24 protein-coding genes are annotated in these 24,627 nt (G+C 59.1%); 12 read left to right on the top strand and 12 right to left on the bottom strand.

The window, feature by feature from the left end:
* Nucleotides 1-8 precede the first annotated feature (8 nt).
* Nucleotides 9-1,532 carry a class I adenylate-forming enzyme family protein gene (locus FA91_RS08595; protein WP_034914608.1) on the top strand — a complete coding sequence of 508 codons (1,524 nt, stop codon included), beginning with the start codon at nt 9-11 and terminating at the stop codon, nt 1,530-1,532.
* Nucleotides 1,533-1,534: 2 nt separating this feature from the next.
* On the opposite strand, the gene FA91_RS08600 is transcribed toward FA91_RS08595, so the two are convergent.
* The 3 genes from FA91_RS08600 to FA91_RS08610 are packed head-to-tail and all read right to left on the bottom strand — an operon-like array spanning nt 1,535 to nt 4,527.
* Entirely contained in the window at nt 1,535-2,377 is an 843-nt protein-coding gene (locus tag FA91_RS08600; RefSeq protein ID WP_034914610.1) for a VOC family protein, read from the bottom strand.
* Complete coding sequence (locus FA91_RS08605) at nt 2,377-3,555, bottom strand: amidohydrolase (RefSeq protein ID WP_034914612.1); 1,179 nt, start codon at nt 3,553-3,555, stop codon at nt 2,377-2,379. Before FA91_RS08605 ends, FA91_RS08600 begins: the two co-directional genes overlap by 1 nt.
* 30 nt (nt 3,556-3,585) lie before the next feature.
* On the bottom strand, nt 3,586-4,527 hold the full coding sequence (locus tag FA91_RS08610; protein ID WP_034914615.1) for a sulfonate ABC transporter substrate-binding protein: 942 nt from the start codon (nt 4,525-4,527) through the stop codon (nt 3,586-3,588).
* A 169-nt stretch (nt 4,528-4,696) separates the two neighbouring features.
* Between FA91_RS08610 and ssuD the strand changes: the two genes are divergently transcribed.
* Genes ssuD through FA91_RS08645 form a run of 7 tightly spaced genes read left to right on the top strand, consistent with a single transcriptional unit; the run spans nt 4,697 to nt 12,177 of the window.
* Nucleotides 4,697-5,857, top strand: a complete 1,161-nt coding sequence (gene ssuD, locus FA91_RS08615; protein WP_034914616.1) for an FMNH2-dependent alkanesulfonate monooxygenase — start codon at nt 4,697-4,699, stop codon at nt 5,855-5,857.
* A 17-nt stretch (nt 5,858-5,874) separates the two neighbouring features.
* Nucleotides 5,875-7,092, top strand: coding sequence for an SfnB family sulfur acquisition oxidoreductase (locus tag FA91_RS08620; RefSeq protein WP_034914618.1), 1,218 nt, complete (start codon nt 5,875-5,877; stop codon nt 7,090-7,092).
* A gap of 8 nt (nt 7,093-7,100) precedes the next feature.
* Nucleotides 7,101-8,309, top strand: coding sequence for an SfnB family sulfur acquisition oxidoreductase (locus FA91_RS08625; RefSeq protein WP_034914619.1), 1,209 nt, complete (start codon nt 7,101-7,103; stop codon nt 8,307-8,309).
* The gene (locus FA91_RS08630; RefSeq protein ID WP_034914620.1) at nt 8,306-9,676 is read left to right on the top strand and encodes an LLM class flavin-dependent oxidoreductase; all 1,371 of its coding nucleotides are present in this window, start codon (nt 8,306-8,308) and stop codon (nt 9,674-9,676) included. Before FA91_RS08625 ends, FA91_RS08630 begins: the two co-directional genes overlap by 4 nt.
* Nucleotides 9,677-9,690: 14 nt before the next feature.
* The gene (locus FA91_RS08635) at nt 9,691-10,482 is read left to right on the top strand and encodes a MetQ/NlpA family ABC transporter substrate-binding protein (protein ID WP_156103117.1); all 792 of its coding nucleotides are present in this window, start codon (nt 9,691-9,693) and stop codon (nt 10,480-10,482) included.
* A gap of 2 nt (nt 10,483-10,484) precedes the next feature.
* The gene (locus FA91_RS08640) at nt 10,485-11,543 is read left to right on the top strand and encodes an ATP-binding cassette domain-containing protein (RefSeq protein WP_034914622.1); all 1,059 of its coding nucleotides are present in this window, start codon (nt 10,485-10,487) and stop codon (nt 11,541-11,543) included.
* On the top strand, nt 11,527-12,177 hold the full coding sequence (locus tag FA91_RS08645; protein WP_034914625.1) for a methionine ABC transporter permease: 651 nt from the start codon (nt 11,527-11,529) through the stop codon (nt 12,175-12,177). The genes FA91_RS08640 and FA91_RS08645 overlap by 17 nt, the downstream gene beginning before the upstream one ends.
* Nucleotides 12,178-12,194: 17 nt before the next feature.
* Here the strand turns inward: FA91_RS08645 and nth are convergent, their stop codons facing one another.
* From nth to ydgT, 9 genes are all read right to left on the bottom strand, one after another.
* Nucleotides 12,195-12,827 (bottom strand): endonuclease III, encoded by a 633-nt coding sequence (gene nth, locus FA91_RS08650; protein ID WP_034914628.1) that lies wholly within the window; start codon nt 12,825-12,827, stop codon nt 12,195-12,197.
* The gene (locus FA91_RS08655) at nt 12,824-13,525 is read right to left on the bottom strand and encodes an electron transport complex subunit E (protein ID WP_034914632.1); all 702 of its coding nucleotides are present in this window, start codon (nt 13,523-13,525) and stop codon (nt 12,824-12,826) included. The genes nth and FA91_RS08655 overlap by 4 nt, the downstream gene beginning before the upstream one ends.
* Entirely contained in the window at nt 13,518-14,147 is a 630-nt protein-coding gene (rsxG, locus tag FA91_RS08660; RefSeq protein WP_034914635.1) for an electron transport complex subunit RsxG, read from the bottom strand. The genes FA91_RS08655 and rsxG overlap by 8 nt, the downstream gene beginning before the upstream one ends.
* On the bottom strand, nt 14,147-15,208 hold the full coding sequence (rsxD, locus tag FA91_RS08665) for an electron transport complex subunit RsxD (protein ID WP_034914637.1): 1,062 nt from the start codon (nt 15,206-15,208) through the stop codon (nt 14,147-14,149). Before rsxD ends, rsxG begins: the two co-directional genes overlap by 1 nt.
* Complete coding sequence (gene rsxC, locus FA91_RS08670) at nt 15,209-17,491, bottom strand: electron transport complex subunit RsxC (protein WP_034914640.1); 2,283 nt, start codon at nt 17,489-17,491, stop codon at nt 15,209-15,211. It lies immediately after the preceding gene.
* Nucleotides 17,484-18,059 (bottom strand): electron transport complex subunit RsxB, encoded by a 576-nt coding sequence (rsxB, locus tag FA91_RS08675; RefSeq protein WP_034914643.1) that lies wholly within the window; start codon nt 18,057-18,059, stop codon nt 17,484-17,486. Before rsxB ends, rsxC begins: the two co-directional genes overlap by 8 nt.
* Nucleotides 18,059-18,640 carry an electron transport complex subunit RsxA gene (rsxA, locus tag FA91_RS08680; RefSeq protein WP_034914646.1) on the bottom strand — a complete coding sequence of 194 codons (582 nt, stop codon included), beginning with the start codon at nt 18,638-18,640 and terminating at the stop codon, nt 18,059-18,061. Before rsxA ends, rsxB begins: the two co-directional genes overlap by 1 nt.
* Nucleotides 18,641-18,764: 124 nt before the next feature.
* Nucleotides 18,765-19,205: a DUF2569 domain-containing protein gene (locus FA91_RS08685; RefSeq protein WP_034914649.1), complete on the bottom strand. Its 441-nt coding sequence runs from the start codon at nt 19,203-19,205 to the stop codon at nt 18,765-18,767.
* A 78-nt stretch (nt 19,206-19,283) separates the two neighbouring features.
* Nucleotides 19,284-19,499: a transcription modulator YdgT gene (gene ydgT, locus FA91_RS08690; RefSeq protein WP_034919127.1), complete on the bottom strand. Its 216-nt coding sequence runs from the start codon at nt 19,497-19,499 to the stop codon at nt 19,284-19,286.
* A gap of 476 nt (nt 19,500-19,975) precedes the next feature.
* On the opposite strand from ydgT, the gene ytfQ reads away from it, so the two are divergent.
* The 4 genes from ytfQ to yjfF are packed head-to-tail and all read left to right on the top strand — an operon-like array spanning nt 19,976 to nt 24,513.
* Nucleotides 19,976-20,932: a galactofuranose ABC transporter, galactofuranose-binding protein YtfQ gene (gene ytfQ / locus FA91_RS08695; RefSeq protein WP_034914651.1), complete on the top strand. Its 957-nt coding sequence runs from the start codon at nt 19,976-19,978 to the stop codon at nt 20,930-20,932.
* Between the two features lie 54 nt (nt 20,933-20,986).
* Nucleotides 20,987-22,513 (top strand): sugar ABC transporter ATP-binding protein, encoded by a 1,527-nt coding sequence (locus FA91_RS08700; RefSeq protein WP_034914652.1) that lies wholly within the window; start codon nt 20,987-20,989, stop codon nt 22,511-22,513.
* Nucleotides 22,506-23,525, top strand: a complete 1,020-nt coding sequence (ytfT, locus tag FA91_RS08705) for a galactofuranose ABC transporter, ATP-binding protein YtfT (RefSeq protein ID WP_034914654.1) — start codon at nt 22,506-22,508, stop codon at nt 23,523-23,525. The genes FA91_RS08700 and ytfT overlap by 8 nt, the downstream gene beginning before the upstream one ends.
* Nucleotides 23,518-24,513: a galactofuranose ABC transporter, permease protein YjfF gene (gene yjfF, locus FA91_RS08710; RefSeq protein WP_034914656.1), complete on the top strand. Its 996-nt coding sequence runs from the start codon at nt 23,518-23,520 to the stop codon at nt 24,511-24,513. The genes ytfT and yjfF overlap by 8 nt, the downstream gene beginning before the upstream one ends.
* Nucleotides 24,514-24,627 lie beyond the last annotated feature (114 nt).

Genomic DNA, 24,627 nt, shown 5'->3' on the forward strand with positions numbered 1-24,627 from the left:
GACAGGCAATGAACACACTGAAAAACCTGGGCGATTTGATCGACAGGCATCTGCCGCTTGAACGCACCGCCATCGTCGATTTACGCGACCCGTTGCAGCCGAAAGAGTACAGCCATCGCGAAATTGATGAACTGGCCGGGGGCGTTGCCCACTTTCTTCTGGCGCAGGGATTTGATCGCGGCACTACCATCGCCATTGCCGCGCTGAATCGGGCGGAATATATTGCGGTTTACTTCGGCATTATGCGCGCCGGTATGGTGGCGGTGCCGCTGAATATCAAAGTCCCGCGCGAAACGCTGCACTACCTGGTAAAAGATGCCGGTATCCGCCTGGCTTTTGTGGATGAAGAACGATACGAGGCGCTGAACGCCGTGGTGCCGACGATAAATTTCGATCGTCGGGAAGAGTTTGCGCAGACTGTTCAGCCACAGGCGTGGGCCGGGGTACAGCCGCAGCCGGACGAACTGGCGATGATACTGTATACCTCCGGTTCAACCGGCCGTCCCAAAGGCGTACCGCTCACCCATGCCGGTCAGCGTTGGGCGCTGGAGGTCACGCAGCTCGGCGTTGAGGCGGATGGCCCGCAGCAGCGCTATCTGGTCGCGCAGCCGCTGTTTCATATGAACGGACTGTTCTTCGTCAAACGGGTGTTTGCCGCGAATGGCCTTCTTGTTGTGCTGCCGTTCTTTAATACCGAACGCTACCTGGACGCGCTGTCGACCTGGCGCATTAATGTGGTCACCGCCGTGCCCACCATGTTCGCCCGATTATTACGCGATCACCGCCTGCTGGAGGCCCATGACTTCAGCGCGCTGAAGCGCGTCATGCTGGGATCGGCCCCGATGACGCACGGGCTGCTGACGCGGATCAAAACCGCTTTTCCCGGCGTTGTTATCACCCACGGATACGGAACGACCGAGGCCGGGCCGGCGGTTTTCGGGCCACACCCGGCGGGCATTCCTACGCCGCCTTTGTCATTAGGCTATCCGCTGGCGCAGGGCGAGATCGAACTGACAGGCAGCGACGCACCCGGACAGGGCGTACTGCGCATGCGCAATCCGGCGGTCACGCCGGGTTATCATCAACTGCCGCAAAAAAGCGCGGCGGTGCTTAACGACGGCTGGTATGACAGTGGCGATATCATGCGCAGAGATGAGCAGGGCTTTTACTATTTTGTTGGCCGCGCGGACGATATGTTTGTCTGCTCAGGTGAAAATATTTATCCGGCTGAGGTGGAGAAAACGCTGGAGTCGCATCCGCAGGTACGGCATGCCTGCGTGGTGCCGCTGCCCGATGAAGAGAGAAGCCAGGTGCCCGTCGCCTTTGTAGTGCCTGAACCCGACAGCACACTGAGCGCTGAGGCGCTGAAGCAGCATGCCCTGGCGCATGCGCCCGCGTACCAGCATCCACGGCGCATTGCCTTTGTCGCTGAATTGCCGTGGGCGGGCACCAATAAAATCGATCGTCAGGCGTTGCTGCGGCAGGCCGTTGAGCTGGAAGCGCGCAGCGGCTGGCTGCCGGTCAGCCGCTGAGGTTATGCCGCGTGAAAACGCAGCGCGAGGTTGAACGCGTTTTCCGCGCCGACCAATAGCGCATTATCGCCTTCGGTGAAAGGGATTTCGCCATCGATCAGGCGTTCTCTGGCCTGCTCCAGTGACGACGTGGTCAGGCCGAGCGCCGCCATGCGTGGCGAACCGTCGAAGCCGTCGGGCAGAGAACCGTACTGATTCAACACCGCGTCGGGCGTCAGAAAGCTTACAACAGACCGGCCTGCCCGCAGACGCAGTGATCCGTTCTCGGCATGCAGCGTTGCGCTGGGAAACAGCCGCTGGTAGACCGACGCGGCCTGCGCGGGCGCTTCTGAGGCGATAACAAAATCACGGATGTTAATCACGCCGTTAGGGTGATGCTGCCACGCGGTCTGCCAGACGGCCTCCGGCGTCAGGTGCTGACAAAAAAAGCTGCGCCCGTTCGGCACGCTTTCAGGTTTCAGTCTGACGGTACAAAAACGCGCCTCCTGCTGGTGTCCGTCGGGCAGAATGACCGGGCGAAAAAAGCGTTGCGGCGCCTCACCAGCCAGATCCTGCTGACGCAGACGTTGCCAGACGGCATCTGCGTCCTGCGTTTTCCAGACCAGCCCGTTGAGGCCCGGCGGCGATGTCCAGATGGCGCTGCGCTGTTCGCCCGCGCCGGATCCATAGCCCAGTAACTCCAGGTAGTTCTCGCCGAAAACGGCCAGGTGATTGCTTGACCCCAGCGAATGGTGGCCTCTGGCGGTAAGCTGGAAACCAAGCCGCCGGAAGCGCGTTTCCGCCTCATCCAGACGACCGGCAACATTAATCACCACGTGATCGAGTTCGGGGATCGGTTCAGGCATCAGAGGCTCTCCGCGTCATGCGTCAGGGTGGAGGTTATTGTTTGTCCCGACGACGCCAGCGTGCTCAGCGCACGTTCTGCCAGCCGACTAAAATAGTGCGCCGCCGGGGCGATGAGCGCTTCGTCAGGCGTAAAGCACGGATGATGAAGGCCAAATTCGCTGGCGCTGCCAATGCTGACAAAAGCGCCGGGGATCTGTTGCAGATAAAACGCGAAATCTTCGCCGCCCATCTGTAAACCGGCGTCCTCCACGCGATAGCCGCTTTCCGCCGCCACCGCTTTAGTAAATTCAGCCCACGCTTCGGTGTTATTCAGGGCGGGCGGGCCAGGCTGCCAGATCAGCTCGCCGCGCGCGCCCATCGCGGCGGCGACGCCGTCAATAACCTGACGGATGCGCGTGGGGATCCCCTCGCGGATCCGGTCATTATGCGTGCGTACCGTGCCTTCCAGTTCCACGGTTTGCGGCAGGACGTTCCAGGTATTGCCGCCTTCAATACGTGTCACGCTCACCACCACCGACTCAAGGGAACTGTAGGTACGGCTCGCCAGGGTTTGCAGCGTGGCGACGATATTGCTGGCGGTGACGATGGCGTCCACGCCTTCCTGCGGTCGGGCAGCGTGGGCGCCTTTTCCGGTCACGCGGATGGTGAAACGATCGACGTTGGCGTAAAACGCGCCGCCTTTGGTTCGCAGCGTGCCCAGCGGGTATTCCGGGGCATTATGCATACCAAAAACCGCCTGAACGCCCTCAAGCGCGCCGGCATCCAGCAGCTGTTTTGCCCCGTTGAAGGTCTCTTCTGCCGGCTGGAAAAGAAGGCGTACGCGGCCGGGCAGCGACGCCTCGCGCGCTTTCAGCAGCTGCGCCGCGCCGAGCATCACCGACGTATGAATATCATGACCGCAGGCGTGCATTACGCCGGCGGTCAATGATTTAAAGGGAACCGACGTGGCTTCCTCAATGGGCAGGGCATCAATATCGGCGCGCAGGGCGATCAGCCTGTCACCCTCGCCAATCTCTGCCACCACGCCGGTTTTCAATCCCATATCAATTTCGCGAATTTGCGCCTGTTGCAGCCACTGACGAATGCGCGCGGTGGTGGCAAACTCCTGGTTCGACAGTTCAGGATGCTGATGCAGTTCTCGTCGCCAGGCGATGAGCTGTTGTTCAAACGTGGACATAGACTCTCCCGTGAAAAATGTAATATGGCCTTACTTCTTGTCCAGCGACCAGGTGGCGCTGCGGACGTCGATTTTTACCGGCAGCAGGCCGATGCGGGTAAAGGTGTCCGCCAGCGCCTGCTGCTCTTTAAACACCTGCGGCGTCATACGTTCGGCCCCATAGGGTAACCTGCTCAGCGCACGCTGCCAGATGGGCTGCGGCAAACCGGTGGAAGTGGAGAGAATTTTTGCCGCCTCCTGCGGATTTTTGTTCGCCCAGTCGCTCAACGTGCCTAACTGATCGACCACCTGCTTCGCGGTCTGCGGCCAGGTATCGGCGAATTTGCGGCTCGCCAGATAGAAGGTGTAGTGCGGCACCAGCCCTTCCGCATTTTTCACCAGCCGGGCGTTGGCGTTGGTTTCCGCGTCGGCATAGTAAGGATCCCAGATAACCCAGGCGTCCACCGCGCCACGCTGAAATGCCGCGCGCGCGTCGGCAGGCGGCAGATAAACGGGCGTAATGTCTTTATAAGTCAGTCCGGCCTCTTCCAGCGCGCGCACCAGCAGATAGTTGACGTCCGAGCCCTTATTCAACGCCACGCGCTTGCCTTTCAAATCGGCCACGGTTTTGATCGGCGAATTCTGCGGCACGACAATCGCTTCGGTTTTCGGGTTGGCCGGCGAGTGGCCCAGATAGACCAGATCGGCTTTTGCGGCCTGGGCGAAGGCTGGCGGGGCATCGCCGGTGGCGGCCAGATCGATACTGCCAATATTCAGCCCTTCCAGCATTTGCGGGCCGGCAGGGAATTCAATCCACTTCACGGTAATCCCTTGCTTTTTGAATTCGCTGTCCAGCGTGCCGCGATATTTCAGCAAAGCAAAAATATTGGCTTTCTGAAAGCCAATATTCACCGTTTCTGGCGCGGTTTCGGCCCGCGCGATCTGACCCGAGAGAACAGCGCTTAACAGACCGAACAGCACGATTTTTTTCACAATCAGCTCCTGAGGCAGAATGGTTTTTACCCAACATAACAAACCCCCGGCCAGAGGCTTAACGACTAAAATTCATATGGTTAGAAAAAAATATCATGCCTTCCTGAGCAAAAGTTGTTGCAAGATGGCTTATCGCCAGTTCGACAGAATCGTTATACAGGAAGGGTTTATGAGTGACGCACATATCAGGGTTTTTTGGTTTCTTCCTACGCACGGCGACGGGCGTTATCTGGGCACCAGTGAAGGCGGGCGGGCGGTGGATCTGCCTTACTTACAGCAGGTGGCGCTGGCCGCCGACAACCTCGGTTACTACGGCGTACTGATCCCGACCGGCAAAAGCTGCGAAGACGCATGGCTGGTGGCCTCGGCGCTGGCGCCGTTGACGCGTCGGCTGCGTTATCTGGTGGCGGTGCGCCCCGGCCTGCAACCGCCGAGTCTGGCGGCACGCATGGCCGCCACGCTGGATCGCCTCTCCGGCGGACGGCTACTTATCAATGTGGTCACCGGCGGCGATCCGGTAGAAAACAAAGGCGACGGCATTTTCCTCAGCCACGCCGAACGCTATCAGGTCACGCGTGAATTTCTCAACGTCTATTCACGGCTGCTGAAGGGCGAAAAGGTGGATTTCACCGGTGAGCACATTCGGGTGGAGGGCGCGGAGGTGCTGTTTCCTCCGGTGCAGAAGAACGGGCCGCCGCTCTACTTTGGCGGTTCGTCCGATGCCGCCATTGACGTTGCGGCGGAGCAAATCGATACCTATCTGACATGGGGCGAACCGGTTGAGCAGGTGGCTGAAAAGCTGGCGGTGGTACGCGAGCGCGCGGCGGCAAAAGGGCGGACGCTCTCTTACGGCATTCGTCTTCACGTCATCGTGCGGGAGACAGAAGAGGAAGCCTGGGCGGCGGCTGACCGTCTGATTGCGCATCTTGACGATGACACCATCGCCGCCGCGCAGAAAATTTTCTCTCGCATGGACTCCACCGGCCAGGCGCGCATGAGCGCGCTGCATAAAGGGTCGCGTGAATCGTTAAAAATCGCGCCGAATTTGTGGGCCGGCGTCGGCCTGGTACGCGGCGGCGCCGGCACCGCGCTGGTGGGTAATCCGCAACAGGTTGCCGCGCGCATCCGTGAATATCAGGCGCTGGGCATCGATAACTTTGTGCTTTCCGGCTATCCGCATCTTGAAGAAGCGCATCGCTTTGCCGAACTGGTGATGCCGTTGCTGCCGCTGGACGCGGAAAGCGACAGGCCGCAGCGCATCGTCAATACCGGCCCGTTTGGTGAAACCATCGGCGGCGACCGTCGTCCGGCCGACGCGCGCCAGCCGTGACGGAAAAAGGAGGCGGTATGCAACATCATCATGGCGAACCCTGGCAGTCACCGGACGCGGCCAAGGTTATCAACACTGAACAGGATGCTATCGACGCTGCTCATGCGGTGGCGGCGCTGGCAATGGGCGAAGCGGCGCAGCGCGACCGCCAGCGCATCTATCCGCTGGAGGCGCTGGCGTTGTTCAGCCGCTCCGGCCTTGGCAGTATCTCTGTTCCTGCCGCGTTGGGCGGCGGCGGCTTGTCTTATCGCACGGTGGCGGAGGTATTCCGCATCATTTCTGCCGCCGATCCCTCACTGGGACAGATCCCGCAAAATCACTTCGGCATTATCCAGTTCATTCTTGACCAGGGAACGGCGGCGCAACAGCGCGATCTGCTGGGCGCGGTGGTGGCCGGGCAGCGGCTCGGCAACGGCGGGCCGGAAAAAAATACCCGCCATACCCGCGACGTTCGCGCGCGTTTGCAGCAGCGTGAAGAGGGGCTGCGGCTCACCGGCGAGAAGTTCTACTCCACGGGCGCGCTCTTTGCCCACATTGTGGTCACCACCGCGCTGGACGATGACGGCGCAGCGGTGATGATTTTTGTTCCGCGCCTGAGTGCCGGGCTGACGGTGATTGATGACTGGTCCGGTATGGGACAACGCACCACCGCCAGCGGCACCGTGCGGTTTCAGGAAGTGACGGTTGACGCATCACGGGTTATTCCGCTGCCGACGGACGAGAAACCGTCGCTGCGCGGCGCGGTATCGCAGCTTATTCAGGCAGCCATCGACGCGGGGATCGGGCGTGGCGCTTTCGATGAAGCCTGTGAGTTTGTCCGTCACCACTCACGACCGTGGATTGATGCCAACGTGGAGCGTAACGCCGACGATCCGCATCTTCAGGCCGATGTCGGCCGCGTCTTTACAGAGCTGCATGCGGCCGAAGCCCTGCTGCGACGTGCCGCGCGGATTGTTGATGAATGCCGTGGTTCCTCACTCACGGCAGAAGAGGCCGCGCGCGCTTCAGTTGCCGTGGCGGAAGCAAAGGTGCTGACCACCCGCATTGCGCTGAAGGCCAGTGAAAAACTGCTGGAATGGGGCGGCAGCCGCGCCACGCTGAGCGAACATGGGCTCGATCGGCACTGGCGCAACGCCCGCACGCACACGCTGCACGATCCGGTGCGCTGGAAATACCACGCAATCGGTAATTACTACCTCAACGGCATTTTTCCGGCGCGACACGCCTGGATTTAAGGAGCGGTATGACTTTCAGTCAGGTAACGCCTAAAAATAAAGCCACGCTGATTACCACATCGGAACAGGCGCTTAACGTGGCGCGCGAGCTGGCGCAGGTGTTTCGTACCACCTCTGCCCAGCGCGATCGCCAGCGGGAACTGCCCTTTAAGCCGCTTGAAGCGCTCTTTGCTTCCGGCCTTGGCGCGATAACCGTTCCCGCAGCGTTTGGCGGCGCGGCGGTGCCGACCGCGGTGCTGGCAAAGGTGATTAGCCTCCTGAGCGAGGCGGACGCGGCAATCGGACAAATTCCGCAAAACCACTTCTACGCGCTGGAAGTCCTGCGGGTCAACGGCAGCGAGGCGCAGCAGCAGCGTTTTTATCAGGAGGTGCTGGCGGGCGTACATCTGGGCAACGCGCTGGCGGAGTTCAGCAGTCCTGCCGCTCATCATCGCTTCACCTCCGTGCTGGCAAAGGGCGATGCGTATCAGCTCAACGGACGAAAATTTTATGCCACCGGCGCGCTGTTCGCGGACCGCATTCCTGCCGCCGCGCGCGATGCGGAAGGTAAAGAGCAGTTAGTTTTTGTGCCGCGCTTTCAGGCTGGTGTCAGCGTCATTGACGACTGGTCGGGCTTTGGTCAGCGCACCACCGGCAGCGGCACGGTGACATTCGATGCGGTACAGGTGAACGCCGACGATATTGTGCCGTTTCAACGCGCCTTCGAGCGCCCGACCACCGTCGGCCCGTTTGCGCAAATCATGCATGCCGCCATTGATTACGGCATTGCCCGCGCGGCATTCAGCGATATGCTCAATTTTATCAATACCCGCGCCCGCCCCTGGCCTGATTCGGGCGTTGCGCAGGCGAACGACGATCCGTTAATCATCGATCGCGTTGGGCAGCTTGCCGCAGATTTGCAGGCCGCCGAAGCGCTGCTCGATGAGGCGGGCGACGCTATCGATTTCGCGCAAAAAGATCCGCAGGCCGAAAGCGTGGCGGCGGCGTCGATTCAGGTTGCCTGCGCGCGCGCGTGGACAACGGAACGCGCGCTGGAAGCGGCCAACCTGCTGTTTGAACTCTCCGGCACCCGCGCGGCCCTTGCGGAGCATAATTTCGATCGCCACTGGCGCAATGCCCGCACCCATACGCTGCACGATCCGGTGCGCTGGAAGTATCCGATAATCGGCAACTATGTGCTGAACGGCGTACTGCCGCCACGGAGGGGAACGCTGTGAGCCTGCCCGCAAAAGAGATCCTGCTGAATGCCTTTACGATGAACTGCGTAGGGCATATCCATCATGGCATGTGGACGCATCCCGACGATCGTTCAACGGAGTTCAATACGCTTGGCTACTGGACCGAACTGGCACGCACGCTGGAGCGCGGCCTGTTCGACGGGCTGTTTATTGCCGATATCGTCGGCGTTTACGATGTCTATCAGCAGGGGATCGGCCTGACCGCCAGCGAATCAATTCAGCTGCCGGTTAACGATCCGCTGCTGCTGGTTTCCGCCATGGCCAGCGTAACCGAACATCTGGGTTTTGGGCTGACCGCCAACCTCAGCTACGAAGCGCCGTATCTTTTCGCCCGCCGTTTCTCCACCCTCGATCATCTGACTAACGGACGCGTCGGCTGGAACATCGTCACCGGCTATCTGGACAGCGCCGCGCGGGCGATGGGGCAGAAAATGCTGGCGGATCACGATCGTCGCTACGATATGGCCGACGAGTTTCTCGACGTCAGCTATCAGCTGTGGGAGGGAAGCTGGGAAGACGACGCGGTGGTGGCTGATCGGCAGCGTCGCCTCTACGCCGATGCGGCGAAAATTCATCCGGTGCGGCATCATGGCGAATTTTATCAGGTCGACGGCTGTCATCTTACGTCACCTTCGCCACAGCGTACGCCGCTACTCTATCAGGCGGGCAGTTCCGCGCGGGGTATCCGTTTTGCCGCGCGCCATGCCGAATGCACTTTTGTTAACGGCAGTACGCCGCAGGCAATGCGTGCGCAGGTGGAGCGGTTGCGCCAGGCCGCGGTGGAGGCCGGACGGCAGCCGGACGATCTGAAAATCTTTATGGGTATTGCGATTATCGTGGCGCCCACGGAGAAAGAGGCGCACGAAAAGCATCAGCACTACCTTCGCTATGCCAGCCCCGAGGCGGGCATTGCGCATTTTTCCAGCTCTGTCGGCGTCGATCTGTCAACGCTTGGGCTGGATGAACCCCTGGTGAGCGGTAGCACGCGGGCCATTGAATCTGTCGCCAGAGCCTGGAGCGGCACAACGAAGCGCCAGTTGCTGGAGCAGCACGCGCTGGGCGGTCGTTACGCGCTCATTGTCGGCGATCCGCAGCAGGTGGCGACAGCGCTGCTCGCCTGGGTGGATGAAACGGGAATCGACGGTTTCAATCTGACCCGCATCGTGAATCCGCAAAGCTATATCGATTTTATCGAACTGGTGGTGCCGGAGTTACAGCAGCGCGGGCGCTATAAAACCGCCTATCGGCCCGGCACGCTGCGTAAAAAATTATTTAATCAGGATCGGCTTTCGTCGCGTCATCCTGCCGCACGCTGGCGCTATCCTGCTCATGAGGAGAAACAATGATCTTTACCCGTGCAATGACGTTCGTTTTGATTGCCGCTCTGTCCGGCAGCGCCGCCGTTGCCTCGGCGGCGGATTACAGCGGCCCGCTAAAAGTGGGCACCACCTCTGCGTTTGCACCGCCGCTGGAAACGGCGGTTGAGGAAGCCAAAAAGCAGGGACTGAAGGTTGAGCTGATCGAATTCAGCGACTGGACGGCGCCTAACGTGAGTGTGGAAAATGGCGATATTGATGTGAATCTTTTTCAGCATCAGCCATTTCTTGATAACGCCAACCAGCAGGGCGGCTTCCATCTGGTTAAGTATGCGCCCGCCATCATTAACAACGTGGGACTGTATTCCATAAAACACACCGCGCTGGATCAAATCCCGGATGGCGGCACGGTTGCCATTGCGAACGACCCTGTTAATGGCGGACGCGGTTTGCTGCTGCTGCAAAAAGCCGGACTGATTACCCTTAAACCCGGCGCGGGCCTGAAATCCACCGTGGACGACATCGTGGATAATCCACGCCATCTGAAGATTATTGAAGTGGAAGCGGTGCAGCTCTCCCGCTCGTTACAGGAGGTGGATCTCGCGCAGGGCTATCCGCACTACCTGCGCGCGTCGGGCGTTATCGATCCCAATAACGCGCTGATGTTCGATGGGCTTGAGCATCCTGAATATGTGATTCAGTTTGTTATTCGCGACGGACACCAGAACGACCCGCGCCTGAAAAAGTTTGTTGATATCTATCAGCACTCACCGGCAGTTCGCGCCAGCCTGGATAAATTTTACGGCAGGCTCTATCAGCCAGGCTGGAGCCAGTAACGATGCGCGTTCGTTTTGGCGATGAAACCGCCCTCGCGCAGGCAAAGCACGTCTCGGTACAGGGGCTCTGCAAGCGCTACACCGGGCAGAAGATCGATGCGTTACACAACGTTGATCTGCACATCGGACACGGCGAGATTTTTGGCATTATCGGCCGAAGCGGCGCTGGCAAGTCCTCGCTGATCCGCTGTCTGAACCGGCTGGAAGATCCCTCATCGGGCACCGTGCAGGTGAATGGCGTGGATATCAGTCGCCTTTCCCGCGACGAGCTGGTGAACTGGCGTCGTCAAACCGGCATGATTTTTCAGCATTTTAATTTGCTGTCGGCCAAAACGGTTCGGGAAAATATCGAACTGCCGCTGCGCGTCGCCGGTATCGATCGGGCGCAGCGGCGGCGAAAAGTGGATGAGCTGCTGGCGCTGGTTGGACTCGAAGCGCATCAGCATGCATGGCCCGCCCGGCTTTCGGGCGGGCAAAAGCAGCGTGTCGGCATTGCCCGCGCGTTGGTGCATGGGCCAACGCTGCTGCTCTGTGACGAAGCGACGTCGGCGCTTGACCCGGAAACCACGCGATCGATCCTCGCGCTGCTGCGCGATATCAATCGCATGCAGGGCATTACCATCGTGCTGATTACCCATGAAATGGACGTCATTCACGATCTCTGTCACCAGGTGGCGGTGCTGGAGCAGGGCAGGATCATTGAGCAGGGGCCGGTCTGGCAGGTGTATGGCGATCCCCGGCACGAAACCAGCCGGATACTGCTCAAGCCTGAGCGTCACGAATTGCCCGATTCCCTTGCGTCGTTCTTCACCACGCAGCCGGTATCGGCGCGCTCCCGACCGCTGTTCACGCTGCGCTATAACGGGCAGGCGGCGGTGCCGCCGCTGGCCGATATTCTCGCCGCCTCCGGCGCCGAAACGGTGCTTATTGAGAGCGCGCTGGAATGGGTGCAGGGCCGACAGGTTGGCGAACTGCTGCTGCTCGGTACCGCAGGCCAGCCTGATATTAATCCACAACTGGCAAGTGCCGTAGAGGTGAAAGGCTATGTCACTTTCAATTGATCGTTTATGGCAGGGATTACTCGATACGCTGATGATGGTCGGCGTTTCATCGCTGTTGGCGCTGCTGCTCGGCCTGCCGCTGGCGGTGATTCTGGTGATGACCGATCGCGATAATCTGTTTGCCAGCCCGCTGCTGAATCGCGTGCTTGGCTGGCTGGTGAATCTGTTTCGCTCAATACCGTTTCTGATCCTGATGGTGGCGCTGATCCCGTTAACCCGGCTGATTGTCGGCACTACCTACGGCGTCTGGGCGGCGGTGGTGCCACTGACGCTGGCGGCCACGCCGTTTTTCGCCCGCATTGCCGAGGTCAGCCTGCGTGAAGTGGACAACGGGGTGATTGAGGCGGCGCAGGCGATGGGATTCCGGCGAAGACACATTATCTGGCACGTGCTATTGGCCGAGGCGCGGCCAGGCATTGTCAGCGGTTTTACCATTACGCTGGTAACCATGATTAATGCCTCGGCGATGGCGGGGGCGATTGGCGCTGGCGGTCTGGGCGATCTGGCCTATCGCTACGGCTATCAGCGGTTTGATACGCAGGTGATGCTGGTGGTGATCGTCGTGCTGGTGGCGCTGGTCACGCTGCTTCAGCTTATGGGCGACCGGCTTTCCCGCCGTCTTAACCATCGCTAACAGAATGCCTCCGACGGCTATTCCGTTTTCTCCGGGTATTCGCACAGATCTTCAATCAGACAGGCGCCGCAGCGGGGTTTACGCGCCACGCAGGTATAGCGACCGTGCAAAATAAACCAGTGGTGGCAGTCAACCTTAAACGCGGTCGGCACCACCTTCAGCAGCTTCTCTTCCACCTGCTCAACGTTTTTACCTGGCGCAAAGCGGGTACGGTTGCAGACGCGAAAGATATGCGTATCCACGGCAATAGTCGGCCAGCCGAAGGCGGTGTTCAGCACCACGTTGGCGGTCTTACGACCCACGCCCGGCAGCGCTTCCAGCGCGGCGCGATCCTGCGGAACTTCGCCGCCGTGTAGCTCCATCAGCATACGGCAGGTTTTAATCACGTTCTCCGCTTTACCGTTAAACAGGCCAATGGTTTTGATGTATTCCTTCACACCGTCGACACCGAGCGCCAGCATCGCCGCGGGCGTGTTGGCTACCGGATAAAGCTTTGCGGTGGCTTTATTGACGCTGACGTCGGTCGCCTGCGCGGACAGCAGCACCGCAATCAACAGTTCGAAGGGGGTGGTGTAAACCAGTTCCGTGGTGGGATGCGGGTTATCGTCCCGCAGCCGGATCAGTATCTGCTGTCGTTTTTCCCTGTTCACAACGCGCTCGCTTTCCCTTCTGGCAGAGTGTGTGCTTTTTGACGGGCGGCCGCCGCCGCACGCGCCTTCAGTTTATTATCAATAAGGTATTTCGCCGCCAGCAGCATGCCCAGCCCGATAAACGCGCCCGGCGGCAGCATTGCCAGCAGCATCGGCGAGTCAAAATGCACCACCTGCACGCGCAGCACTTTTGCCCAGGGCCCGAGCAGCTGATCGGCGCCGTTAAACAGCGTGCCGTTGCCGATAATTTCACGCAGCGAGCCGAGCACAAACATCACGCTGGTGGCGCCAAGGCCAATCGCCATGCCGTCCAGCGCCGACAGCGGCACGCTGCTGCGTGAGGCGACGGCTTCGGCGCGTCCCACCACAATGCAGTTGGTGACGATCAGCGGGATAAAAATCCCCAGAGACTGATAAAGGCCGTAGGCGTAAGCGTTGATCAGCATCTGCACGCAGCTCACGACGGCCGCAATGATCATCACATAAATCGGAATACGAATTTCCGACGGCACCCAGCGACGAGAGGCCGAAATGGCGCTGTTGGTGCAGGTCAGCACCAGCGTGGTTGCCAGGCCAAGGCCGAGCGCGTTAGTGGCGGTGGACGTCACCGCCAGCAGCGGGCAGAGGCCCAGCAGCTGAACCAGCGCCGAGTTATTTTTCCACAGTCCGCCGACCAGCAATTCTTTGGCTTCACTCATTGGCATCTCCACAGGGTGTCAGCGAGGCAAGTTGCCCCGGCAGCGTTTCACTATACAGGGTAGCGCGTTTCACCGCATTCACTACGGCGCGCGGGGTGATGGTGGCGCCGGTGAACTGATCGAAATCGCCGCCGTCTTTTTTCACCGCAAAATGCACATCGTTTTTGCCGTTCAGGCGCTTACCGTTGAAGCTGTTGATCCAGTCGGAAATGCGTAGCTCAATTTTGTCGCCCAGACCCGGCGTTTCATGATGCTCGACCACGCGCGCGCCCAGCACCGTGCCGCTGAAATCGGCGCCGACGATTAACTGAATTGCGCCCGAATAGCCGTCCGGTGCGGTGGCTTCAACGGCAATTGCCACCGGCTTATCGTCCTGGCGCGCCAGATAGAGATGGTGAGCGCCGGCGCCCAACGCGGCATCGGTGACAACGTAACACTCTTTCTGAATCGCATTGTTATAAAAAGAGGGCGGTACCACCTGATCCAACAGTACCTTTTGCTGTAGCACGGTCTGGTGATCGATCGTGGGTTTGGTCACCGCGTTAATCACGGCGGTCACGCCGGTGGTCACGGCGGCGAACAGCGCCAGCCTGACGCCGTTTTTACGAATTGCATCCCGCATCATTTCTCCTTGCGATGGCCGTAGACACGCGGCTGCGTGTAGTAATCGATCAGCGGAACGGCGATGTTCGCCAGCAGCACGGCAAAGGCCACGCCGTCCGGGTAGCCGCCGAAGCTGCGGATCAGCCAGATCAGCATGCCGATCAGCGCGCCGTAAAGCAGCCGTCCTTTATTGGTGGTGGAGGCCGTGACCGGATCGGTAGCGATGAAGAAAGCGCCCAGCATGGTCGCGCCGGAGAAAAGATGAACCAGCGGTGAGTTCAGCGAATCGGGCGAGAAGAACCAGCCAACGGTTGAAAACAGCGCCAGCGACAGCAAAAAACTGAGCGGAATATGCCAGCGGATGCTGTTGTTCCATAGCAGGAACAGGCCGCCCGCCAGATAAGCCATATTTACCCACTGCCAGCCCAGCCCGGCGATCACGCCATGATAGATGGGCAGCGCGCGCAGCTCGTCGGCGCTGTGCCCGGCACGCAGGCCGGTTTTGAAGGTATCCAGCGGCGTGGCCTGGCTGACGCCGTCCACGCCAAGCTGCAACTGCTGCATGCTGTGGCCATCCAGAGTGTGGCCATGAAATATCATGCTGAGCGTATCGATAAAGCCCGGCGTGATTGACTGGAGCGCGTCCGGCGGCAGCCAGCTGGTCATCTGCACCGGGAATGAGATAAGCAGCACCACATAGCCCACCATCGCCGGATTAAACGGATTCTGCCCAAGGCCGCCGTAAAGTTGTTTCGAAATAACCACCGCAAAAACGGTACCAATCACCACTATCCACCAGGGCGCCAGTGGTGGAATGCTGATGCCAATCAGCAGCGCGGTCAGCAGCGCAGAGTTGTCGCCCAATGTTTTACCGAGCGGCATATGGCGCAGCCGCAGAATCGCGGCTTCGGCGCCGATCCCGGCGGCGGCGGCAATCAGCACCTGGACAAGGGTACCCCAGCCAAAGAAGTAGCTCTGGGTGACGATACCGGGCACGGCGGCGAGCAGCACCAACAGCATGATAGTGCTGGTGCTACGCTGGTTGTGCGTGTAGGGAGAGCTGGCGATACGAAAAGCCATTTAGTCCTCTTCTTGCGTCGAATGCTGCGCTTTACGCGCTTTTACGCGGGCAATGGCCGCCGCCACCGCCGCTTTACGGGGATCGTCGGAAGCATCGGGCGCTTCTTCTGCACTGTTCTTTTCGGCGGCCGCAGCCGCTGCTTTCTTCGCTTTTGCGCGGGCAATGGCGGCTTCTACGGCCGCCTTGCGCGGATCGACCGGCGCGTCGGCCGCAGGCTGCCCGGACGCAGCAGGCGCGGGTTCAGCCGCAGCCACTGCCTTTTTCGCTTTCGCGCGGGCAATGGCGGCTTCCACCGCCGCCTTGCGCGGATCGACCGGCGCGTCGGCTACAGTCTGCCCGGACGCAGCAGGCGCGGGTCCAGCCGCAGCCGCTGCTTTTTTCGCTTTCGCACGGGCAATGGCGGCTTCCACCGCCGCCTTGCGCGGATCGACCGGCGCGTCGGCTACAGTCTGCCCGGACGCAGCAGGCGTGGGTTCAGCCGCAGCCGCTGCCTTTTTCGCTTTTGCGAGGGCGATGGCGGCTTCTACGGCCGCCTTGCGCGGATCGACCGGCGCGTCGACCGCAGGCTGCCCGGACGCAGCAGGCGCGGGTTCAGCCGCTGCCTTTTTCGCTTTTGCGCGGGCAATGGCGGCTTCTACCGCCGCCTTGCGCGGATCGCCCGCCTGGCGGGTTGCGGGTTCCGTTTCCGACTGTTTTTCTGCCTGATGCGCACGCGCCAGCGCGTGCTGCGCCTCGGCCTGCTGCTCCGCTGACTGTTCGGTGGCCGCCTGTTTCTTCGCTTTCACTCTTTCCCGCGCCGCATCGATTTCATGTTGACTGGTATCGCTGACGGTGCGTTTTGCCTGCTGATGGCGGGCTTCGCGCGCCAGTTTCTCGCGCTCAAGCCGAACCTGGCGAGCTTCAAAGCGGGCTTTCGCCTGCACGGTACGTTCCGCTTCAAGGTCGATGGCGCGAATTTCAGCCTTCTCCTGGCGGTAATACTGCACCAGCGGAATATTGCTTGGGCAGACGTAAGCGCACGCGCCGCACTCAATACAGTCGGCGATGTTATGCTCGCGGGCTTTGTCATGATCGCCGCCGCGGCTGTACCAGTAAAGCTGCTGCGGCAGCAGCGCGGCGGGGCAGACGTCAGCGCAGGCGCTACAGCGAATGCAGGATTTCTCTTCGTCGTTATCGCCCATCTCGCTGGCCGACGGCGCAAGAATACAGTTGGTGATTTTAACCACCGGTACATCCAGCCCCGGCAGCGTGAAGCCCATCAGCGGGCCGCCCATCACCACCATCTGGCCGGGTGCAGGGGTGAAATCGGCATTGTGCAGCAGATGGCTGATCGGCGTGCCCAGGCGGCTCCAGACGTTGCCGGGCCGACCGACGGATTCGCCCGTCAGCGTTACCACGCGCTCGGTCAACGGCTCGCCGTCGATAACCGCACGTTTTACCGCCCAGGCTGTGCCAACGTTCTGCATCAATACGCCGATATCGGTTGAGCGCCCACCGTGCGGCACTTCCAGGCCCGTCAGGATGCGGGTGAGCTGTTTTGCGCCGCCGGAAGGGTATTTGGTGGGGATCACGCGGATTTGCATATCTTTTGCGTCGCCCAGCGCCATTTTCAGCGCGGCGATGGCTTCCGGCTTGTTATCCTCAATACCGATCAGCACGCGTTCAGCCTGAAGCAGCCAGCCGAGTATCCGGCTGCCCGTCAGTACCTCGGCGGCGCAGTCCTGCATCAGGCGATCGTCGGCGGTGATGTAAGGCTCACATTCCGCTGCATTAATAATCAGCGTCTTAACGCCGCGCAGGCCGCCTTTGAGTTTGGTTGCGGTAGGGAAACCCGCACCGCCCAGCCCGGCGACGCCCGACTGGTGAATACGTTCAATAATCGCGCTGCGCTCTGCCTGTTGATAATCCACTATTGGCTGACGTTCGCACCAGCGATCCTCGCCATCCGGCGCGATAAACACGCAGAGTTCGGCCAGCGCGGACGGGTGCGCGGTAATGTGCGGCGCAATGGCGGTAACCGTACCGGAGGTAGGGGCATGCACCGGCAGCATTCTGCCGCGACCAAAGGTCAGCGCATCGCCGCGCAGCACCTTATCGCCAGGGCTGACCAGCAGTTCGCCTTCGTGACCGATATGCTGCTTAACAGGAATAATAAACTGCGACGGAAGAGGCAGCTGACGCAGCGGCGCGCCGTTAGACTGGGTTTTCATCTCCGGCGGATGGATGCCGCCTTTGAAATCCCACAGCCGCTCTTTTTTAAACAGGTTGAGAAGGTTACGCATGGTGTTCCACAGGAATGACTCTGACCGGGATGGTATTAAGATCCCACTTCCAGTTTTCAGTGGTGGCGGCGACCGGACGCATTTCAATGCAGTCAGTCGGGCAGGGTGCGACACAGAGATCGCAGCCGGTACAGACGTCGCTCAGCACGGTGTGCATGGCGCGCGTGGCGCCAACGATAGCATCCACCGGGCAGGCCTGAATACATTTGGTGCAGCCGATGCAGTTTGCTTCGTCAATCCACGCCACCGTCCGCACCGGTTCGCGGGCGGCTTCATCGCCCAGCGGCTGCGGTTCGACGTTCAGCAGCGCGGCCAGCTTCAGCATGGTTTGCTCACCGCCCGGGGCGCACTTGTTGATCATTTCACCGTTGTTGCCGACTGCATCTGCATAAGGGCGGCAGCCGGGATAGCCGCACTGACCGCACTGGCTCTGCGGCAGAATGGCGTCGATCTGTTCGACAATCGGATCTTCTTCGACCCGGAAACGGCGTGAAGCATAGCCCAGCAGGCCGCCAAACAGCAGGCCAAGCGCGCTCAAAACCGCAATAGCAATCCAGACGGCGCTCATCAGAATTTCACCAGCCCACTGAAGCCCATAAACGCCAGCGCCATCAGTCCGGCGGTAACCAGCGCAATCGATGAACCTTTAAACGGCGCGGGTACATCGGCCAGCACCAGACGTTCACGAATACCGGCAAACAGCACCATTACCAGCGAAAAGCCAATCGAGGCGCTGAAACCGTAAAGGGCCGCCTGGAGGAAGGTGTGGTTAAGGTTGACGCTCAGCAACGGCACGCCAAGCACTGCGCAGTTGGTGGTGATCAGCGGCAGAAATATGCCCAGCAGGCGATAAAGATCCGGGCTGGTTTTGCGCACTACCATCTCGGTAAACTGCACGACGACCGCAATCACCAGGATATAGGCCATGGTGCGCAGATAGACGAGATCGAGCGGCAGCAAAATAAGATGGTTGACCAGCCAGGCGCAGATCGAGGCCAGGGTGATAACGAAGGTGGTGGCCAGTCCCATGCCGATTGCCGTTTCCAGTTTTTTGGAAACGCCCATAAAGGGACAGAGGCCGAGGAACTTCACCAGAACGAAGTTATTCACCAGCACTGTGCCAATAAAGAGAAGCAGGTAATCGGTCATTATTTCGCCTGAGAAATTGAAAAGCCGCCCATTATCGAACATCAGCGGCTCAGGAACAACACTACAACGTTAAGGTTAGCGCCATACCGCACTGAGGATTAAATTTATGGCGTTTTTTTCTGCGTCAGGGCTCGATAAAGGTGCGTTTTACGCGCTCTGAACGCCGGAACCAGGGGGCGAGGAAGGCCGCCGCCAGCAGCGCTATCAGCAGGGTGCGAATAGCCGCGTCATCGCTGACCGGCGAAAAAGCAAAGGATTTGATCGCCAACAGCACCGTCAGCAGCAGCCAGATAATGTAATGGCGTGGCAGCCGACGAGATCGTTTAAAGAAGAGCCAGGTCACCCAAATGCTGTAGATCCATACCAGCAGCGAGGTCAGCAGCGAAAGGCTCCACTGAAGCATAAAAGCCTGCGTATTGGTGACCAGCGCTTCGCGCAGCGCCGGATCAAAGAGGGCGCTCAGATACATCGCGAGCACCAGCGCGCTGGTCAGCATGGTCATCAGCAGCCAGGCCAGCGGCACCAGCAGCAGTCCGCCAATGCGCGGTTTAGATTCTACAGTCACAGATAATCCTTTTAAAACGTTGCCCAAACGCGTCACGCACGATAAGGAAAAGGATTATACAGGGAATGGGCAGGAATTCTAAATCACATAGCGCCAGACGGTTTTCGGCACGCAACCGACGTCAAACAGGCGGCCACCGGACGCCAGTTCGGCGCGACGATGATCGGCAGCGCGATACATATTAATAATTTCTTTGCTGTCAGTGAGCGAATAATTGAGGTGGTCGAACAGTTTTTCGAGGCTTTCCAGCGAACTTACTCTACGAAATTTCAGCAGATATTCTTGAACTGTAATGTTGGCTGTCAGGTGAGTATTGAGAGGCACCAAGTATAAAGTTCAGCGACACCCTGTCCATAGCGTTGAGGCCGCTTTCGCACGAATTCAGACTAGCGCGTAGAGGCAGATTCTTAAAAGCGGCGGCGGCTGGAACCTTATTCGATCTCCGTCCTGTGTTATTGGTCACATTTTCCAAAACTAATTCTGTATGCGTCGTGAAGGTGATGAATAGCAGAATTGAACAGGATGTTGTAATCGCTTCCATAGCGTACTGAGTTAAGCGCTTATCTTTATTACACTTATTTAACATGTCGCCTTGCGCGTTCAGCCGTTTTGTCCTTGCGTCGTGGAGTCTGCGCGGTGGTTCTGTGCGACGTAACCTCCTTTAATTGTTGTATTTTGTGAGCATTGTCCAAAATGTTTCCCGTCAGATAGTCCAGGCTTTGAGAGCCTTAAACCCTGAACAATAATCTCCCCTCAGAGGAAAATATATCATGTGGAAGCGTTTACTTTTAACCACTCTCATCAGCGCCAGCCTCTCCGGCGCCGCGATGGCTGAATCCATGACGGTTGGCTTTTCACAGGTGGGTTCGGAGTCTGGCTGGCGAGCGGCCGAAACCAGCGTTGCGAAAAGCGAAGCGCAAAAGCGCGGCATTACGCTGAAAATTGCCGACGGACAGCAGAAGCAGGAGAACCAAATCAAGGCGGTGCGCTCGTTTATTGCTCAGGGCGTGGACGCTATCTTTATCGCGCCGGTGGTGCAAACGGGGTGGGAGCCGGTACTTGAAGAAGCGAAAGACGCTAAAATCCCGGTTTTCCTGCTGGATCGCGCCATTGTGGTCAAAGACAAGTCGCTCTATATGGCGGTGGTGACGGCGGATAACGTCTATGAAGGTAAGTTGATCGGCGACTGGCTGGTGAAGGAGAAAAACGGCAAGCCGTGTAACGTTGTGGAGCTTCAGGGCACCGTGGGCGCCAGTGTGGCGATCGATCGTAAGAAAGGCTTCGCCGACGCCATTAAGGATGCGCCGGGCATTAAAATTGTTCGTTCCCAGTCCGGCGATTTTACCCGCAGTAAGGGTAAAGAGGTGATGGAAAGCTTTATCAAAGCGGAAAACAACGGCAAAAATATCTGCATGGTGTACGCCCATAACGATGACATGGCGATTGGTGCTATTCAGGCCATTAAAGAAGCGGGTCTGAAGCCCGGCAAAGATATTCTGACCGGTTCAATTGATGGCGTACCGGATATTTATAAAGCGATGCTGGCAGGCGAGGCGAACGCCAACGTTGAGCTGACGCCAGATATGGCAGGCCCGGCTTTTGACGCGCTGGCTAAGTTTAAGAAAGACGGCACCATGCCGCCAAAAATCATCAAAACCGAGTCAAAACTCTTTCTCTCAGCCGACGCGCAGTCTCAGTTAGACAAGAAAAAAGGCATGGGTTACTAACCCCGGCGCCGCCTGTTTATCGGGCGGCTCTTTTTATGGTTGAGGCAAAGCCGTATGACTGACCCGACAACTTCTCCTCCAACGCTGCTCACCATTCGCGGCGTCAGTAAAACCTTTCCCGGCGTGAAGGCGCTGGATAACGTCTCTTTCGATATTCGCCCCGGCGAGATCATGGCGCTGCTGGGTGAAAACGGAGCCGGAAAATCTACCTTGATCAAGGTGTTAACGGGCGTTTACCAGCGCGACGGCGGCACCATTGAGCTTGAAGGGCGAGCTATCGCGCCACGCAACACCGCCGAAGCGCAGGAGATGGGCATCGGCACCGTTTATCAGGAGGTAAACCTGCTGCCCAATATGTCGGTTGCCGACAATCTGTTTATTGGCCGTGAACCCCGCCGGTTTGGTTTTATCGATCGCGGCGCGCTGGTACGCGATGCGCAGCGGCTGCTTAACCGTTACGGGTTCGATCTTGACGTTACGCGCCCGCTCGGCCAGTTTTCCGTGGCGATGCAGCAGATTATCGCCATCTGCCGCGCGGTGGATCTCTCCGCAAAGGTATTGATCCTTGATGAGCCGACCGCCAGCCTTGACGCCAGCGAAGTCGGGATGTTGTTTACCCTGATGAATCAGCTTAAAGCGCGCGGAATGAGCCTGATTTTCGTCACGCATTTTCTCGATCAGGTTTATAAAGTAAGCGATCGCATCACCGTGTTACGTAACGGGCAGTTTGTCGCCACGCACGACACGCGCGCGCTGTCGCAGTTGGCGTTGATAAAGCTGATGTTAGGGCGCGATCTGCTGGAAACGGCGCTACAGCGCGCAGGCAGCACGCTGAAAAGCAACCAGCCGGTGGTGGAATTTAAAGAGTATGGCAAGAAGGGCACGCTGGCACCGTTCAGCCTCAGCGTCCGGCCGGGCGAAGCGGTTGGGCTGGCAGGGCTGTTAGGCTCCGGCCGAACCGAGACCGCCGAGCTGCTGTTTGGCATTCGTCGCGCCGACAGCGGCAGCGCCTTTATCAAAGGCAAAAAACGCACCATCCGCACGCCCGCGCAGGCGTCACGTCTTGGCATGGGGTTCTGCCCGGAAGATCGTAAAACCGACGGCATCATTGGCGCCGCTTCGGTGCGGGAGAACATCATTCTGGCGCTTCAGGCACAGCGCGGCTGGCTGAGGCCGATTGCGCGGCGCGAGCAGCAGCAGATTGCCGAACGTTTTATTAAAAGCCTTGGCATCCGCACGCCGCACGCGGAACAGCCGGTTGAGTTGTTATCGGGCGGTAATCAGCAGAAGGTGCTGCTGTCGCGCTGGCTGGTGACGCGGCCACAGTTTCTGATCCTTGATGAACCTACCCGCGGTATTGACGTCGGCGCCCATGCGGAAATTATTCGTCTTATTGAGTCTCTGTGCGCCGACGGGCTGGCGCTGTTGGTTATCTCTTCCGAACTGGAAGAGCTGGTCGGTTATGCGGATCGCGTGCTGATCCTCCGGGACCGCGAACAGGTTGCGGAAATTCCGCTGGAACAGCTTTCCGTTTCGTCAATCGTCAACGCGATTGCCGAGGGAGGCGGCCAGCATGTCTGAATCACCTCTGACTGCGGGGAAACCGCCGATGTTAAAACGCAGGCTGCCGCCGGGTATTCCGCAACTCGCCGCGCTCGCGCTGGTGCTGATTGTGGACAGCCTGGTAGCGAACAATTTTTTCGCTATCCATCTTCAGGACGGCAGGCTGTTTGGCAGCCCGATTGATATTCTCAATCGCGCCGCGCCGGTTGCGCTGCTGGCTATCGGTATGACGCTGGTGATCGCCACCGGCGGTATCGATCTTTCCGTCGGTGCCGTGATGGCGATCGCCGGTGCGACCGCCGCCACGCTGACGGTGGCCGGACACTCGCTGGCGGTGATTATCATAGTTACCCTGGCGAGCGGGCTGCTGTGCGGATTGTGGAACGGCATTCTGGTGGCATTGCTGAAGATCCAACCTTTTGTGGCGACGCTGATTTTGATGGTCGCCGGACGCGGGATCGCACAGTTGATTACCCAGGGACAGATTGTCACTTTTGACAGCGAGTCGCTGGCAAAAATCGGCAGCGGCACGCTGTTGCTGTTTCCTGTTCCGGTATGGATAACGTTGCTGATGGCGCTGCTGGTCTGGCTGCTGACCCGCAAAACGGCGCTGGGCATGTTTATTGAAGCGGTGGGAATTAACCTCCGCGCGGCGCGAAATGCCGGGGTAAACGGCTGGCTGGTAGTGATGACTACCTATGTGCTGAGCGGCTTGTGCGCGGCGGTGGCTGGTCTGATCGTTGCTGCCGATATTCGCGGTGCCGATGCCAACAACGCCGGATTATGGCTGGAGCTGGATGCGATTCTGGCGGTGGTAATTGGCGGCGCATCGCTGATGGGCGGGCGGTTCAACCTGCTGCTTTCGCTGACCGGCGCGCTGATCATTCAGGCGATGAATACCGGTATTTTGCTGTCGGGTTTTCCGCCGGAACTGAACCAGGTGGTGAAAGCGGTGGTGGTGATGGCGGTGCTGCTGATTCAGTCTCCGCGCTTTATTCAACTGTTTAAAAGAGGGCGCCACGGTGGTTAAACGACATTTACCGCTCATCATTACGCTGCTGGTGTTTGTGGCCGGTTATCTTTTTTGCCTGTCGCAGTTTCCCGGTTTCGCCTCTACGCGCGTTATCGCCAACATTCTGACCGATAACGCATTCCTCGGTATTATTGCCGTTGGCATGACGTTTGTGATCCTCTCCGGCGGTATCGATCTCTCAGTGGGGGCGGTAATTGCCTTCACCGGCGTATTTCTGGCGCGGGCGATGGGTGATTTTCATCTCAATCCGTGGCTGGCGTTTGGGCTGGTGATGGTGATGGGGTCGGCCTTTGGCGCGCTGATGGGCTGGTTGATCGATGCGCTGAAGATCCCGGCGTTTATCATCACGCTGGCCGGTATGTTTTTTCTGCGCGGCAGCAGCTATTTGATTGCGGAAAGTTCAATACCGGTTGACCATCCGCTTTATGCCACGCTTTCCAGCATGGCGTGGAAGATCCCCGGCGGCGGACGGCTCAGTCTGCTGGCGCTGGTGATGCTGTTGGTGGTGGTGATGGGCATTATTCTGGCGCACCGCAGCCGCTTTGGTAATCAGGTTTACGCAATTGGCGGCAACGTGACGTCTGCGCAGTTAATGGGCATTTCGACGCGCAGCACGACGGTGCGGATTTATATGCTGTCGTCGGCGCTGGCTACCCTGGCCGGTATCGTTTTTTCAATTTATACCTCGGCGGGCTATGCGCTGGCGGGGATGGGCGTGGAGCTGGATGCCATCGCTTCGGTAGTGATTGGCGGCACGCTGCTTTCCGGCGGCGTCGGCACCGTGCTTGGCACGCTGTTTGGCGTACTGATTCAGGGATTGATCCAGACATGGATCAACTTTGACGGCACGCTGAGTTCGTGGTGGACAAAAATCGCTATCGGTATTTTGTTATTTGCTTTTATCGCGCTTCAGCGTCTGTTAACAGTAATGTGGGATCGCCAGCAAAACGCGCCGGTGAAAAGGATTGCGGTGACGGAGGAGTGAGGTGAACAGGGCGGCGGCTTCATTCCCGGCGCCCCGTTTTGGAAAAAAACATGCGCATTACAGATACGGCATGGAGCCGTCCCTGGCGCGCCGGCTGGCACCTCCATGTGCCTC

The sequence above is a fragment of the Erwinia sp. 9145 genome, from assembly GCF_000745075.1.
Classification (GTDB): Bacteria; Pseudomonadota; Gammaproteobacteria; order Enterobacterales; family Enterobacteriaceae; genus Erwinia; species Erwinia oleae.

Bases quoted from the DNA above. Each gene is read 5' to 3' on its own strand.
- FA91_RS08620 (WP_034914618.1), top strand. From the start codon at position 5,875: ATGCAACATCATCATGGCGAACCCTGGCAGTCACCGGACGCGGCCAAG.
- ytfQ (WP_034914651.1), top strand. From the start codon at position 19,976: ATGTGGAAGCGTTTACTTTTAACCACTCTCATCAGCGCCAGCCTCTCC.
- rsxC (WP_034914640.1), bottom strand. From the start codon at position 17,491: ATGCGTAACCTTCTCAACCTGTTTAAAAAAGAGCGGCTGTGGGATTTC.
- FA91_RS08635 (WP_156103117.1), top strand. From the start codon at position 9,691: ATGACGTTCGTTTTGATTGCCGCTCTGTCCGGCAGCGCCGCCGTTGCC.
- rsxG (WP_034914635.1), bottom strand. From the start codon at position 14,147: ATGCGGGATGCAATTCGTAAAAACGGCGTCAGGCTGGCGCTGTTCGCC.
- FA91_RS08600 (WP_034914610.1), bottom strand. From the start codon at position 2,377: ATGCCTGAACCGATCCCCGAACTCGATCACGTGGTGATTAATGTTGCC.
- ssuD (WP_034914616.1), top strand. From the start codon at position 4,697: ATGAGTGACGCACATATCAGGGTTTTTTGGTTTCTTCCTACGCACGGC.
- FA91_RS08605 (WP_034914612.1), bottom strand. From the start codon at position 3,555: ATGTCCACGTTTGAACAACAGCTCATCGCCTGGCGACGAGAACTGCAT.
- FA91_RS08640 (WP_034914622.1), top strand. From the start codon at position 10,485: ATGCGCGTTCGTTTTGGCGATGAAACCGCCCTCGCGCAGGCAAAGCAC.
- FA91_RS08655 (WP_034914632.1), bottom strand. From the start codon at position 13,525: ATGAGTGAAGCCAAAGAATTGCTGGTCGGCGGACTGTGGAAAAATAAC.
- rsxD (WP_034914637.1), bottom strand. From the start codon at position 15,208: ATGGCTTTTCGTATCGCCAGCTCTCCCTACACGCACAACCAGCGTAGC.
- FA91_RS08625 (WP_034914619.1), top strand. From the start codon at position 7,101: ATGACTTTCAGTCAGGTAACGCCTAAAAATAAAGCCACGCTGATTACC.
- FA91_RS08645 (WP_034914625.1), top strand. From the start codon at position 11,527: ATGTCACTTTCAATTGATCGTTTATGGCAGGGATTACTCGATACGCTG.
- FA91_RS08700 (WP_034914652.1), top strand. From the start codon at position 20,987: ATGACTGACCCGACAACTTCTCCTCCAACGCTGCTCACCATTCGCGGC.
- rsxA (WP_034914646.1), bottom strand. From the start codon at position 18,640: ATGACCGATTACCTGCTTCTCTTTATTGGCACAGTGCTGGTGAATAAC.
- FA91_RS08595 (WP_034914608.1), top strand. From the start codon at position 9: ATGAACACACTGAAAAACCTGGGCGATTTGATCGACAGGCATCTGCCG.
- rsxB (WP_034914643.1), bottom strand. From the start codon at position 18,059: ATGAGCGCCGTCTGGATTGCTATTGCGGTTTTGAGCGCGCTTGGCCTG.
- ytfT (WP_034914654.1), top strand. From the start codon at position 22,506: ATGTCTGAATCACCTCTGACTGCGGGGAAACCGCCGATGTTAAAACGC.